Genomic DNA, 13,439 nt, shown 5'->3' with positions numbered 1-13,439 from the left:
CCTGGATCAAAGAAATGCCTGACCCGCCGGAGAGGGTCACCGCGTCGCGCAGAGGAGTCGCTCCAGTTGAAGCCAGACTGGTTATCGCTTGTCCAGCAACGATGCTATCCGCGACCGCCGCCCTGAAAGCGAACGGAACTGAAGCCAGAGGGATCCGCGGGGTCATCTCTGCGTCGGTCCCGACCTTGATCGCCAGGTAGCGGGTATCGCCGCCAAACACGCCAGAGGTTAGCGGTGTGGTCAGCCCCAGCTCCTGGTTCATCAGCCCCTGATCAGGGGTAAGCCCGCTGATCGTTTCGGTCCAGAGTTCGGTCCCGCCGGAAGAGGCATCAAAGATCGAGAACTTGACCTCAACCGCTGTAGTGATCGGATTCCCGCCGCTGTCAGTCAGTTTCCCCTGAAAATTCATCTTTGTTGGCACGGCAAAGGCAACCCCTCCCATCAAGACCAGACTTAAAAAAACAAATACTAATATTTTCCTCATAACTAACTCCTTTTATTTGTATTCCTAATTATTCCCGCTAAAAATGACGATATATTGCTTCCCTATTTCTTTCCCATTGGAAATTATTTTTACAACATATATCCCGTTAGCCATTGGCTCTCCGGACACATCGGATTTTCCGTCAAAAACGACCTGGTTGTAACCGGCTTTTGAGCGCAACTTCCTGGTCCAATGTGACCCAAGCCCGCCTACTCCATGCACATAAACGGTAACGTCGGTATCTTCGCTCGCGCTGGCGACGCTAAACGCGATCGTGGTCTTCCCCCCTGTCGCCGGTGAAAAAGTGGTCGGGGAAACAACCAAGGTGCCGGCTTTGATCTCCGGTTCGGAGCCGGGAGCGGCAACTTCCAGGCCGGTGTATTGCCGGGAAGCGGGATTTTTGGCAACATCGCGCGCCTCAATATAGATGGTATGCTGTCCGGGGGCAAGCGAAGCCGAGCAGGTCAGATAGATCGCTGTTTTTTCTCCCTGGACCTTGGCCGGATCAAGAAAGTCCAAATAGTTATTGGCGCTTATCTTAACCACTCCGTCGATCCTGACAACGATCGAGCTCCGGTCGAGCTCGACATTGTCGCTGATCGAGATCAAAAATGTTGCTTCAGCCGGGATCGGGTCATTTGACCAGAGCATATTTTCATTCCCGGAGATCTGCGCCTCGATGGTCGGAGAGATCCGATCCTCCGTGCGGATAAAGGCCGGCCCTTCCGGAGGGATAGTGATGGTGACCGGAAAAAAGAAACCAGGATAAGCCAAATAAGCGGTGCCGGCTATTTGCCGTTGGTTCACTATCCCGGCCGCGAAAGAAAGATCATAATTAGCGGAGACAGTTCGTTTGCCGCCGGGATCCACGATATTAGGGAGCATTTTATAATTCGCGCTTTGCGCCGCCTGTCCTGAAGAGGCCATAAGTAAAATACTAAATAAAATTATTGATAGTTTTATTCTTGGCACTTTTTTCCTATGTTTGTTAAACAAACAATTACATTAGTATATATATCACAAGCGCGGAAATTATATCATAGAAAAAAACGTGGCAGTAGGCGTTATTTTTTAATAATTTACTTTAATCAAACAAAGGCCCTGCGGAGGGGCGGTCCGGCCGGCCAGCCGCCGATCCCCTTTTTTGATGAGCGAAGGAAGCCTCTTGACCTCAAGCTTTCCAGCGCCAATATCGACCAAAGTACCGACCAGGTTGCGGACCATCCGGTAGAGAAATCCATCCGCCTGGAATTTTAGGCTGATCAAGTCAACGATAAAACCGTCCCAAAGTTTAAATTTCTTCCGTTTGATCAGAACATTTTTCAAATTACGAACAGTGTTTTTTTTATCCCCTCCTGTATTGCAAAAAGCGGAAAAATCATGCTTCCCCTTCAGCAACCTCCCCCCCTGCCGCATCGCCTCCAGATCGAGCTTTGATTTGACCTGCCAGGCAAAACACCTGACTGCCGGCGGCATTGGCCCGCCATTAAAGATCAAATATTCGTAGGTTTTATTTTTCGCGGCAAAGCGGGGGATAAAGTCATCGGGCGCCTTCCGCGCTTTAATTACCCTGATGTTGTCGGGCAGCAAAGAATTAAGCGCCAGAGGAAGTTTTTTAAAAGGAATATAAGGCTCAGCTTGAAAACTGACGACCTGGGCGATCGCATGAACACCCGAATCGGTCCGGGAGGTCCCTAAAACCTTGACCGGTCGCTTATATAAAACAGCCAAGGCTTTCCCCAACTCGTCCTGAACTGTCCTTTTATGCGGCTGGGAAGCAAAGCCTTCAAAGCCGGCCCCGTCATACTGGACGATCAGCCGATGGTTCAGAGAAGCTCCATCGCCGCTTTGACCCCGGCGCCAAAATTGATCTTTGCTCCCATCTTCTTGAACAGGACCTCCAGGGCAGCAAAAGCGCCGATCAGGTCAAGCGAGTCAACATAGCCAAGGTGGCCGATCCGGAATATTTTTCCTTTAAGCTCACCCTGTCCCGGAGCAACTTCAACGCCAAAATCCTCGCGCATCAGTTTACGAACCTCTTCGCCATCGATCCCATCCGGCGGACAAATAGCGGTCACTGCCGGGGAGGCGCAGGCATCGTCGGCCAAAAGTTTCAAACCCAACGCTTTGGCGGCAGTCCGCAAGAGATCGCGGTTAAATTTATGCCTGGCCAAAATATTTTCCATCCCCTCTTCCTGCAGCATTTTAAGCGACTCCCTCATCCCAAAGATCAGCGATTCCGGCGGAGTGGTGTAAGTGTGCCCTTTGGGAGCTTCTTCTTTCATGAAAGCAAAGTCCCAGTAATGTTTGGGACACTTGGAAACAGCGTAAGCTTTCCAGGCCCGTTCCGAGATCGAAACCGCGGCAATACCCGGCGGGACCATAAAAGCCTTTTGCGAACCGGAAACGACAACGTCCAGGTCCCATTCGTCAGTTTTGAGCGGCGCCGCCAGCATACCGGAAACCGCGTCAACAATGATCAGCGCTTCCGGCTGGACCTTGCGGACTGTCCTGGCCAGCTTTTCCACATCATTGACCACACCGGTCGAGGTTTCGTTCTGCTGAAAAAGGACCGCCTTGACCGGAGTTTTCTTCAATTCCGCCTCTAAAACTGCCGGGTCGGCCGCCTTCCCTCTCTCAAATTTTAAGTCGATAACATCAACACCGTAAGCTTTGCAGATCTTAACGAATCTGGCCCCAAAGGCGCCAATATTGCAAATAATAACCTTGTCTCCAGGAGAAAGAGTATTAACTACAGCCACTTCCATGCCGCCGGTCCCGGAACTGGGATAAATAAAGATCTGGTTCTTGGTCTGGTAAGCCCAGCGCAAGCCATCCATCACCTCTTTCATCACCTTGGAAAAAAGCGGCCCGCGATGGCCGATCATTTCGTGGTTCATCGCCGCGAGAACTCTGGTCGGAATGGGTGTTGGGCCGGGGATCATCAGGTAATATTTGAGCGGTTTTTTTGACATGGCAATCTCCCTTTCATAAAAAGATTATTAAATTATAACATAAAAGCCTAATATAACCGCGCACTTAAGTGCGCGGTTGCAGCAAGCCACTTTGCTGAAACAAACTAACCATGCCTGATCTTCATGAGGATAATGAAAAAAGCCAGGATCAGCGTAAAAGAATTCGCGGCAATGACCGGGAACGATCCAACCCGAAAACCATAAACCGTCCACAATATCAGGCCGCAGGAAAAAAGGAGATACATTAGCAGGGAAATATCCTTGGTATGCCTGGTTGAATAGGTTTTGATCACCTGGGGCAAAAATGAGATCGTGGTCAAAGCGCCGGCGATGATCCCAAGAACTAAATTTCCTTCCACTCCCCCGCCCCCTTCCTACTCGACCTGATATAACAGATGCCAGGCGCCGTAATCATATGGCGAGACCGTGTCCGAAAGGGTCTCGCGGCTAAACGCGCCGACGAACATCCTTTTGATCCCGGTCGTTTCAGTGGTCGCCACCATCAAACAATTCGAAGAATTGGAATGTCCGCCAGAAACCTCGTCATAAAGCGGGATCCGGAAAGTTGTTATTAATGAAGGCCAAACATAGGCCAGAACTTCCCCCCCGGCTGGCGCGGCAACATATGCCTTGATCTCCATGGTGCTTCCCCGGGTAACTTTAGGGAGAGAGTTCAGGTCGAACCAGGGGCCGCCGGAGGCCGCTTCGGCGGAAATATCGGCGATCACCACCCCGTTGCTGGAAAGAACAACCCTGCTGATCGTCAGGTCGCAGGCGACCGAACCTACTCCCAAAACAGGAGAATACTTTGTTGATTTGGCCACCCCCGGCGAAAGCTGGATTAGGCTCCAGGTGGTCCCGCCATCGGCCGAAGTCAGCCTGGCAAAGCGGCTGTAATCCTGGGAAAAATATTTTAACCGTTTGGCCGACCCGGCCATTAAATGGTAATACAGCGAGCCTTCGACCGCACGGCTGACCCTGACCAGAGCGCTGGAATTATCTTGGTTAAGAATGGTATAAGAAACTTCCGAAGGGGGACCAAAATGACGGTACCAGCAGTATGATTCGGAAGTGGTCTGAAGAACAGTGACCCCGCCGGAACTTTCGGCATCGGAAAGCCCGACGTCAAAAAGGGAAATTTGAGCATCCAGGGCGGCCTGCAAAGAAGAGCTGGCCGCTTGCCCGGAATTGGCTGCGCAACCGGCCAAGGCAATAACCGCCAAACCGGCCCCGACCAAAGCGATCACTTTCTGTGAATATTTCGCCACGCAGATATTGTACCATACTATGGTATACTTAAAACAAGTTTTTTGGCAATTAATCAACAAGGAGATTGGATATGGTTTGGAGAGGTTTAATTGAGGAGTTCCGCCAATATTTGCCGGTGACCGACGAGACCCCGATCATTACTTTTAATGAAGGGAATACCCCGCTGATCCACGCCCGGCATTTGAGCGACCTGACCCGCTGCCAGGTTTACCTTAAATATGAAGGGATGAACCCGACCGGCTCGTTCAAGGATCGCGGGATGACCATGGCGATCAGTAAAGCTAAAGAAAACAACAGCAAAGCGGTCATTTGCGCTTCGACCGGCAACACCTCGGCCTCGGCCGCCGCCTATTCCGCCCGGGCGGGGCTCGATTGCATCGTCATTATCCCCAAAGGGAAGATCGCCCTCGGCAAGCTTTCGCAGGCGATCATGCATGGAGCCAAAGTTTTTGAGGTTGACGGGAATTTTGACCAGGCGCTCGACCTGGTCCGCGAAATGGGAGATAAATATCCGGTCGAGATCGTCAACTCGATCAACCCCTTCCGGATCGAAGGGCAAAAGACCGGCGCCTTTGAGATCTGCGACCAGCTTGACGCCGTCCCCGACTACCACTTTATCCCGGTCGGCAACGCCGGGAATATCACCGCCTACTGGAAAGGTTACAAGGAATATTTCGCCGCCAATAAGATCTCGACCCTCCCTAAAATGATGGGCTTTCAGGCCGAAGGGGCAGCCCCGATCGTCCGCGGCCATCCGATCGAAAAACCGGAAACGCTGGCAACCGCCATCAGGATCGGCAACCCGGCGAGTTGGCAAAGCGCGGTCGCCGCGGCCGGCGAATCGGGCGGAGAGATCGACCTGGTGACCGACACCGAGATCGTCGCCGCTTATCAATTGATCGCCTCGAAAGAAGGGGTCTTTGCCGAACCGGCCTCGGCCGCCTCGGTTGCCGGACTCCTAAAAGCGGCCAAGGCAAATAAAGTTAAAGAAGGGTCGATCGTTGTCTGCGTCCTGACCGGCCACGGCTTGAAAGACCCGGATAACGCGATCATGTTCGGCTCCAAGCCCGAACTCATACCTTGCCAGGTGGCCGCGGTCGCGAAAAAACTTGGCTACTAAAGTTTCCCTGGTTAAATGCGGTAGTTATGCCGACGCCGAAGTCGCCACGGCGGTCCACTCCTCTCTCGCCCCTTTTGGCGGCATGGCCGCCCTGGTCAAACCGGGTCAAAAAATCCTGATCAAACCAAACTGCCTGATGGGAGAAGCTCCCGAAATGGCGGTCACCACCCACCCCGCCCTGATCTTTGCCGTCGTCAAAGAAGTGGTCGCCGCCGGCGGGATCGCCCTGGTCGGCGACAGCCCGGGAAACGCCCATGCCAATGTCATCTCCTCCCTGGAAAAAGCAGGGATCAGACAAGCGGCCGAAACAGCTGGCGGCCAGCTTGCCCCTTTTCAGCAGGGAGGAATTGTTAAGGTCAAAAGCCCAAGCGGGAGCAAAATCTTGCCGGAAGTCCCGATCGCCGGACCGGTCCTGGAGGCCGACCTGGTGATCAACCTCCCCAAACTCAAAACTCACGGAATGACCCTCTACACCGGGGCGATAAAAAACATGTTCGGCTGTGTCCCAGGCTTTTTCAAGACCGAATTCCACCGCCTTGCCCCCCACCCGCGCGACTTTGCCGGCCTGCTGGTCGATGTTTTCCAGATCAGCCGGCCGGGACTGACCATTATGGACGCGATCGTCGGCATGGAAGGCGCGGGACCGAGCCACGGCACCCCCCGCCAGTTTGGGGCGATCATCGCCTCGACCGACGGCGTTGCGGTCGACGTGATCGGCTCTCACCTGATCGGCTTTAACCCGCTGGACATTGACATGATCAGGATCGCCGGGGAAAGAGGATTGGGAAATTCAAATATCGAACAGATCGAGGTTGTTGGCGCCGCGCTCTCTGAATTGCGCCGGACCGATTGGGCCCGTCCTGACCGGCTGTATAAGATATTGAAACGCTTCCCCAGGCTGGCCGGCTTTCTCGCGGGCTTTATCGCCATCGATCCGGAGATCGACCAGCAGAAGTGCGTCAGATGTTTGGTCTGTTTGAAAAGTTGTCCGGCGAAAACAATCCATCAGGGGAAAGAGAAAAAAGTCGAGATCGACCTTAAAGATTGCATCCACTGTTTCTGCTGTCACGAACTCTGCCAATATGACGCGGTAAAACTAAGCACTTCCTGGCTCGCCCGGCTAATGGGTATTTGAGATCATCCGATCGAGGATCTCGACCGCGTTCTTTTGGGTCAACCTTTCAAGCCTGTTCCGCTTAAGCATTAACTCCCGCATAAAGGCCTGAAAGAGCCGGGGATCTTTCAGGACAAAATTATTAAAATCTTTTAGCAGGGCCTGACGCAAACTGGCCAGCTCCGGCCAACGTTCTTTTAGCGCTCCATAGTGATTGGCCCCTTTCCCGATCGCCACCACGTACTGGTAAAGATCGATCCGCAAGCCAATGATCTTCTCCTGAATGATCTTGAAGGTCCCGCTCCGGCGGTACGCGATCCCTTCCTTGATCAGCAGTTCTTTTTCCGCGGCGGTTAAAGGTTCACCGCGCGCCACCTTGCTCGCGATGACAGTATCGGGCGGCAAAAGTGCCCTCTCCTGATCGGTCAGCTGCAAATTATAATAGAGCCGGTACGCGGCCCGCTCCTTCGACTGGATCAAGTCGGTCCGGTCGGGGTTTTTGACGAATTCATAACAGGCGCGGAACAGCTCAAAGTCCGGGCTGTAGCTCAGGCATTCTTCAAACTTATCCCGGGGGGCGGTAAGCAAATTAACCAGGTCGCTGACCAACTGTCTCTCTTCAAGTATAAGATCGCCGGAGCTGTGGATCAATTCCGGCCATGGGGTCCTGCCATTGACCGTGCTCTGCAAAGCAAAACGGCCAAAGGGATGGCTCCCCCACTTCACGGAGATCGTCTCGCCGCCGGCATTTGTCACCCGGTCAAAATAATTATAAACTTCCTGTGATGCTGGCTGGTTCAGATCATTGGCGATCGCCGGCGGCAGTTCCTTCCAATTCCCCTCCCTATTCTGGAAAACCCATTTCCCCTTTTGGCGCAGGATATCCCCGCCCATCGGAATAACCGTTTGGTCACGATAAAGATTGGAGAGATAATTTTCAACTTTTCGGAAAATGACGTAATCTCCGGGAGTAGTTGGATAGGCGAGGTTTGGCTCAAAAATCGGGTTCCCTTTGGGGTCGCGTCCCTGGAGGAGGTAATATTTGGTCTGCGGGCCCCCTTTGACCGTCGCCCGGGCGAACGGCTTTTTCTGGAGGTAGACGAGCCAATCGCCGGAATTCGGATAGACCGCGACCTGGACCTCGGCAGTCACGGCAAAACGTTTCTTTAATTCATCAAGATCGTCCTGAAAATTGATCAGGTTGGCCAGATAAGGGATAGCGGCCAGCGCCTCCTGGCTGACGCTCTCGGAATACTTATACACCTTCATCTGGGAGCCGATTGGAAGAAGGTCGTAGATAAAGACCATGTTTCTCGGCGAGAGGTGCAAACAGCCATGGCTCTTGTAAAGATCGCCGAGGATCTCGTTTAGCAGAACGCCAAAATTATATTTATTGAGCGGGTCGACAATATTGAGGCTAAGCCCCCCTTCTTCCCCCTTGACCGCCTTCCTGATCTTTTCGACCATGACCTCCCGCTCCCGCTCGTCAAACAGGGTCGCTTCTTCCCGCGGCTTGAAAAAAGCGGAGAAAGAGAGCTCGGCCAACCCTTTGGCCTGGCCGGGGGGAGAGACAGGTTTGAACCCGAGCCGATCGTTGAGCCATTGCTCGACGACATTTTGCCGGTTAGCCTGGGAAAGGACCCCGAAACTCTCGAAATCCTGCCGGAGCGCGGCCCGCAACTGGCCAAAGAACTTCCAATCTCTCTTGATCCGCTCAAACCAGCCGGCCTGCTTATCGATCACCAGAGTGTTGTTCCTTATATAATAGTAAAGGCCAAGCGATTCCCAGCGGGCCCGTTTATCGCGCGGCAGGCGGTTCTCCCGATATTCCCGGAGCGCCTTGACCAGCCGCGGATCAAGCAGTTTTTGCTCTTCCGCGGTCAGCTCAAACCCTTTGAACAGTTTATATTCCCGCAACAGGGCAGGCTCAACATCGGCCGGGACCTTTTCACCGCCGGTCGACTTAAAGTCATAAAGCGATTTAAAGAACTGCAGGTCTTTGTCCCGCGCCAGAACGGCAGAGAGATCGTCCGGACCGGGAAGGGTCAAGATATTGACCAGCTCCTTAACCAGTACGATCTGTTCATAAACCAGCTGGCCCGCCGCATACCCCATTTCCGGATAATGATTCTTGCCGTCGGTCGTCCAAAGCAGGACATATTTGCCAAAGTCGTGGCCGGCGTAACGGGCTGCTGTCAGCTTCAAGTTGTTGTCATAATTGAGATCGTAATAATTATAAACTCGCTTGGCAACTGGCCGCTCCAGGTCATCAGCGACACTGGTCGGCGCTTTATACCAGCCGCTCCCCTTTTGATAAAGCCAGGCGGAGCCGCTCTTCTTGAGCCAGGCGCCAAATGGGACCACGGTGTTCTGGTAATAATTCGCGCTAAGGTAATGGTCGGTTACTTTCAGTATTTTATATTCACCGGGATCGGTCGGAGTGGTCAGCATAAAATCCCACTGGACCGGTTTGCCCGGCTGGACATCGTAAGCCATTAGAAAATCTTCCGGCGGGCCCGCCAGGGTCTGGACCTTGGCATAAGGTGAGTCATTGACCATGATCACCAGCCAGCCAAAAGAAGGATAAACGACCAGTGCCGTTTCATAATTTTTAAAGGTCAAAGCGTGCTTCTTGATATCCTGGGGAGAAGAGGTCAGGTCAGATAAATATGGGACCTGATCCAGGTCAAACTCCGGCTCGCTCTCTTTCAGTTTATATTTTTTGACCGTCAGATGGATCCCGGGAGGGATAGTTTGGGCCAGGAGATAAATATCATTTGGGGTAAAGTGGAGACAGCCGTGGCTTTCGTAAAGATAGCCGATAGCCTGATCAAACCATTTGACCCAATTGTTCTCATTGATCAGCTTGACGCTCTGATAATCGGCGGCCAGAAGGCGGCCGGCAAATAGCAGCAGAAAAACCAGGACCAGCAGTTTCTTCATTGTTTTTATTCTAGCATACCCGAGAATGAATTCTCGGCTTTACGAAACACTTGACCGGACACCCCTTGGTGCTATACTGATTTTGAGGTGCAAATATGAAAAACAAATTCGTTTCTTTAGCCTTGGCTTTTTGTTTGCTTTTTTCGCTGGCGGCCGCCGCCGGAGCCCAGAACAAGATCATCAGGAAAACGATCAAAAAAGTGATCACGCCGCAGATCACCCCGCTCCAGGCTCCTACTACCTCCGCCTCCGCTGAAGTAGCGCCGGAAATCCCGCCCCCGCCAGAACCGATCGCGGTGATAAAAAAACCTGAAGAGTCAAAAGGACTGTTTGGCTGGGGATTAAACACCGCCGCGAACGCCAAACTGCTTTACGGCAGTATTCTCCTCGGGCTCCGCGGGGATATCATCTTCTCAGACCCGCTCAAGCTGGGCGAAAAGATCGGCCTGGCCGAGGACGCGGTCGAATACCGGGTCGGGCTTGGAATGGCTATGTCGGATAGACTAAAAACCATTCCTCTGTTCGCTGACGCGATCGTTTATCTGAAAGAAGGCTCGCTTTTCGGGATGGACCCCTACCTGGGGGCGGGATTGATCTACAACCTCTACGGAACCGGCCGGGTGAGCGGCGGCATGGGCGGACAGATGTACCTGGGAATCTTAGCTGACCTCGGCTTTGAATCGCGCGCCGGGATTTCGGTCGGCTACGCGACCTACAAGATCAGCGACGCCCTCTCCGACAGCGGGATATTTGTCACTTTGTCCCAACCGATAAAGCTGTAAGTTCTGATTGGGTGAGTTAATCGTCCATCAGGTAAAGCCAGTGGGCTTCGCCGTAATCGATCCAAAATTGGCAGATCTCGCCGAAGGCGTCGACCCTTAGGTCCCCCCTCCGCTCGATCCTGGCAAACAGCTCGCGCGCCATGGCGTAACAGCCATCAAATTGCTTTTCCCAAAAAGCAGCCTTGATCGCCATGAAATTGCTGTTTTTTAGCTTCTCGAATTCCAAGAAAAAACAAAAAGCGTAGACGTGGGAAAAAAGGAGTCCAACCCCCAACGCGGTTTTTGCTTCAGGCTGGAGCTCGCCAATGCGGGGAATGATCCCGGCCAGGCGCCAGTCAGCATCCCGGGAAGCAAAATCGGCCCGCCCCGCCGCGGTCGCGGCCAGGGTAAGAAAGAAGTGATCGAGCGAGCCGGCAAAATACTGACTGACAAACCAGAGCCCGACCGCGTCAAGACTGCGCCGCATTGAAAAATATTCCAACTTCAACCCGGGAAAAGAGAGGTCAAGAAAATAATGCCACAGCTCATGTTCGGCCAGCATCACCCGATCTTCGGGCCGGAGCTTCTGGTAGAAATCGGCCCCAAAAGTTAAAACGGCATCACCGGCAGAGAACCCGGCAAGCTGATGCTTTTCGGCCAGTTTTTCCCGATCTTTCGGCTCGACGGCGCTGGAAATTGTCAGATTATTGCCGCCGTCTTCAACAATAAAGACCCGGCCACCATGGGCCAGACAGATCAGCTCGCACGCCGCTTGAGCGGCCGGTCCATTAAGGTGACCGGCAATTTCCCTGGCCAGTCGGCGTTTATTCCCCGACGGCGCGGCAACCCTGGTCTCAAACCGATAAGCTCCGCTGGGCGCGGAAGAGCGCAGGTTTGAAGCCTGTTGGACAGTCCTGATAAATGACATGGCAACTAATTATCGGCATGCTCCGCCGTTGATTTCAACAAGGAAAAACTACATCCGATCACCAGACAATTGATTGCCTGACAGGAAGCGACAATTAATACAGTTAACCTCTTTACTGGTTCTTTTGGATAAAAACGATCCCGGCGACCAAGCTGATGTTTCTGGCTAACATTATTTGCCCGCAGGAGAAACCGCCAATCCCCAAACCAGCCGCCCTCCCGCTGATCCGGCTGACCTTACCAGGCGCTCCCTAATACCATTGTCCCAGAAAAAAGAGCTTGGTATCATCCCGGGAGAAAAGCGCGGCGCGACAGAGAAAATTGGCGGGAAACCAACTTGGGGTGATATCTCGATTATTACTGCCATCCGCGTTCATCATATAAAGACGATATTTCCCTTCGCCATTGATCGCGGCAACAATAAAAACGATCTTATCTCCGGCGCGGCTCCATTCAGGCAATCCCTGGCTGTAGCCGGTCGAGGTCAGCCGGACCTCCGGCGTCCCGCTGGAACCGATCGTGAAAATATCGTAACTCCCGTGGAGGCTGGCGCCGGCATCGACTAAGCGCTCAAAAAGAACTTTGTTTCCATCCGGGCTCCAGCGCGGATCGTAATCACCAAGCGGCAGGTTGGCTATCCCCCATTCCCCGGCGTTGGGCGGATCGGTCAGTCGCCTGGCGTCGCTCCCGTCCGGTTTAACCGTCCAGATCTGGCTCTCCCTGGTAAAAGCAATCCGATCCGGCCCCCAATTGACATCGCAATCCTGTCCGCCGGAATCGTAGAGTTCAGCCTGGCCACTGCCATCGGAATTCATGGTGTAAAGGTCCATGGTCGAGCGCCAGGCAAGAAATCCCACTTTTGAATCGTCGGGAGAAAACGAGGGATAAAGATCCCGGCTGTCGTTCGCGGTTATTCTGGTCAGATCGGTCCCATCGGTTGAGACCATGAAAATCTCTTCATTCGCTTCCAGTGTGCCGCCAACTTTCTGGCAAAAGGCAAGCTTATCACCGGCCCGGTTTAAAGAGAGCCCGGAAAGGGCCTCATTGGTGCTCCAGATAAGCGAGGCGGAGTTTGAAGAGAGGTCCAGAGTGTAAATTCCCCACGATCCGACATGTGGGATACCAGAGGAGACCTCTGACTGCGTCGAACAGCCAATAACTCCAGCCAGCGCGAGCAGGCCGACCAGAACGATCGTTTTATTCACATCATAATCCCATTCACTTGATCATTGTCAGGAGCATTTTGAACTGTTTAGCCGCTCTTAAAGCATGGGGATCGTTGGCCGGCATGAGAAGGATTTCTCCCGTAATCTCCGCTTCGCCGTCGATGACGCTGACCAGCGCGTCGTAAGGGGTGGTATGTTCACTGATCGCCTGGCCTTCGGCGAGAGCAAAAAGGGTGACGCTTCCGTTTGGTTTTTGCAGTAGCATCCGGCTAACGACCGCTCCCGGCTGGTAGTTGATCAACTCGGCGAGATTATTGACTCCAAGAGGTTTATTGTTCATAGAGCAAATTGTAGATTATTTTTTAGTCTGGTTCAACCAAATTGGGGGTCGCACTTCTATCTTGTCATCACAAATTGTGACCTCAAGTTTAAGCTTGTGGCCTATACGGAGACTGCTTTTTTCTCTCTCTTCTATCGGGTGTCCATTTTCTTTTTCTACAGCAAAAAAGAAAATGGACGAAAATCCTCCTGAGGCGGACAGGGAAAACGCCGGCGCATTTCGATTTTTCTCAAGGTAAGCGAAATGCGCGAACACGCTGAATTTGTACGAGGCAAAGCTAAAGATAATCGATTGTGCTCTCAAACAGGCCCTTTTGGTCCGAAGGGAGAGACATTGTTGT

General features: G+C 52.9%; 14 protein-coding genes. 3 read left to right on the top strand and 11 right to left on the bottom strand.

From position 1 onward, the window contains the following. The 6 genes from KKF06_07980 to KKF06_07955 all read right to left on the bottom strand — a co-directional run. On the bottom strand, positions 1–484 hold a 484-nt coding region (locus tag KKF06_07980; protein MBU1617690.1), incomplete at its 3' end, for a hypothetical protein. 24 nt (positions 485–508) lie between these two features. Continuing rightward, entirely contained in the window at positions 509–1,411 is a 903-nt protein-coding gene (locus KKF06_07975; protein MBU1617689.1) for a hypothetical protein, read from the bottom strand. A 144-nt stretch (positions 1,412–1,555) separates the two neighbouring features. Further along, the gene (gene truA, locus KKF06_07970) at positions 1,556–2,314 is read right to left on the bottom strand and encodes a tRNA pseudouridine(38-40) synthase TruA (protein MBU1617688.1); all 759 of its coding nucleotides are present in this window, start codon (positions 2,312–2,314) and stop codon (positions 1,556–1,558) included. Continuing rightward, complete coding sequence (locus tag KKF06_07965) at positions 2,311–3,459, bottom strand: alanine--glyoxylate aminotransferase family protein (protein ID MBU1617687.1); 1,149 nt, start codon at positions 3,457–3,459, stop codon at positions 2,311–2,313. Before KKF06_07965 ends, truA begins: the two co-directional genes overlap by 4 nt. A 104-nt stretch (positions 3,460–3,563) precedes the next feature. Next, the gene (locus tag KKF06_07960; GenBank protein ID MBU1617686.1) at positions 3,564–3,818 is read right to left on the bottom strand and encodes a SemiSWEET transporter; all 255 of its coding nucleotides are present in this window, start codon (positions 3,816–3,818) and stop codon (positions 3,564–3,566) included. A gap of 15 nt (positions 3,819–3,833) precedes the next feature. Continuing rightward, positions 3,834–4,727 carry a hypothetical protein gene (locus tag KKF06_07955; GenBank protein MBU1617685.1) on the bottom strand — a complete coding sequence of 298 codons (894 nt, stop codon included), beginning with the start codon at positions 4,725–4,727 and terminating at the stop codon, positions 3,834–3,836. A gap of 71 nt (positions 4,728–4,798) precedes the next feature. Here KKF06_07955 and KKF06_07950 point away from each other — a divergent pair, with 71 nt between their 5' ends. Together KKF06_07950 and KKF06_07945 are read left to right on the top strand one after the other, a co-directional pair. Further along, positions 4,799–5,848 (top strand): threonine synthase, encoded by a 1,050-nt coding sequence (locus tag KKF06_07950; protein ID MBU1617684.1) that lies wholly within the window; start codon positions 4,799–4,801, stop codon positions 5,846–5,848. Then, positions 5,838–6,983, top strand: coding sequence for a DUF362 domain-containing protein (locus KKF06_07945; GenBank protein ID MBU1617683.1), 1,146 nt, complete (start codon positions 5,838–5,840; stop codon positions 6,981–6,983). The genes KKF06_07950 and KKF06_07945 overlap by 11 nt, the downstream gene beginning before the upstream one ends. On the opposite strand, the gene KKF06_07940 is transcribed toward KKF06_07945, so the two are convergent. Further along, positions 6,969–9,905 (bottom strand): hypothetical protein, encoded by a 2,937-nt coding sequence (locus KKF06_07940; protein MBU1617682.1) that lies wholly within the window; start codon positions 9,903–9,905, stop codon positions 6,969–6,971. The genes KKF06_07945 and KKF06_07940 overlap by 15 nt on opposite strands. Positions 9,906–10,000: 95 nt before the next feature. On the opposite strand from KKF06_07940, the gene KKF06_07935 reads away from it, so the two are divergent. Further along, positions 10,001–10,687 carry a hypothetical protein gene (locus tag KKF06_07935; GenBank protein MBU1617681.1) on the top strand — a complete coding sequence of 229 codons (687 nt, stop codon included), beginning with the start codon at positions 10,001–10,003 and terminating at the stop codon, positions 10,685–10,687. A 16-nt stretch (positions 10,688–10,703) separates the two neighbouring features. Here KKF06_07935 and KKF06_07930 read toward each other — a convergent pair whose 3' ends face one another. From KKF06_07930 to KKF06_07915, 4 genes are all read right to left on the bottom strand, one after another. Next, the gene (locus KKF06_07930) at positions 10,704–11,594 is read right to left on the bottom strand and encodes a hypothetical protein (GenBank protein MBU1617680.1); all 891 of its coding nucleotides are present in this window, start codon (positions 11,592–11,594) and stop codon (positions 10,704–10,706) included. 250 nt (positions 11,595–11,844) lie between these two features. After that, positions 11,845–12,798 carry a hypothetical protein gene (locus tag KKF06_07925; GenBank protein MBU1617679.1) on the bottom strand — a complete coding sequence of 318 codons (954 nt, stop codon included), beginning with the start codon at positions 12,796–12,798 and terminating at the stop codon, positions 11,845–11,847. A 13-nt stretch (positions 12,799–12,811) separates the two neighbouring features. Continuing rightward, positions 12,812–13,099, bottom strand: coding sequence for a cupin domain-containing protein (locus KKF06_07920; protein ID MBU1617678.1), 288 nt, complete (start codon positions 13,097–13,099; stop codon positions 12,812–12,814). Positions 13,100–13,114: 15 nt separating this feature from the next. Then, on the bottom strand, positions 13,115–13,439 hold a 325-nt coding region (locus KKF06_07915), incomplete at its 5' end, for a hypothetical protein (GenBank protein MBU1617677.1).

The organism is Candidatus Margulisiibacteriota bacterium (genome assembly GCA_018822365.1).
Taxonomy (GTDB): Bacteria; Margulisbacteria; WOR-1; order O2-12-FULL-45-9; family XYB2-FULL-48-7; genus XYB2-FULL-45-9.
The sequence above is the reverse complement of the archived record's forward strand: the minus strand, read 5'-3'. Positions and strand labels throughout refer to the sequence as shown.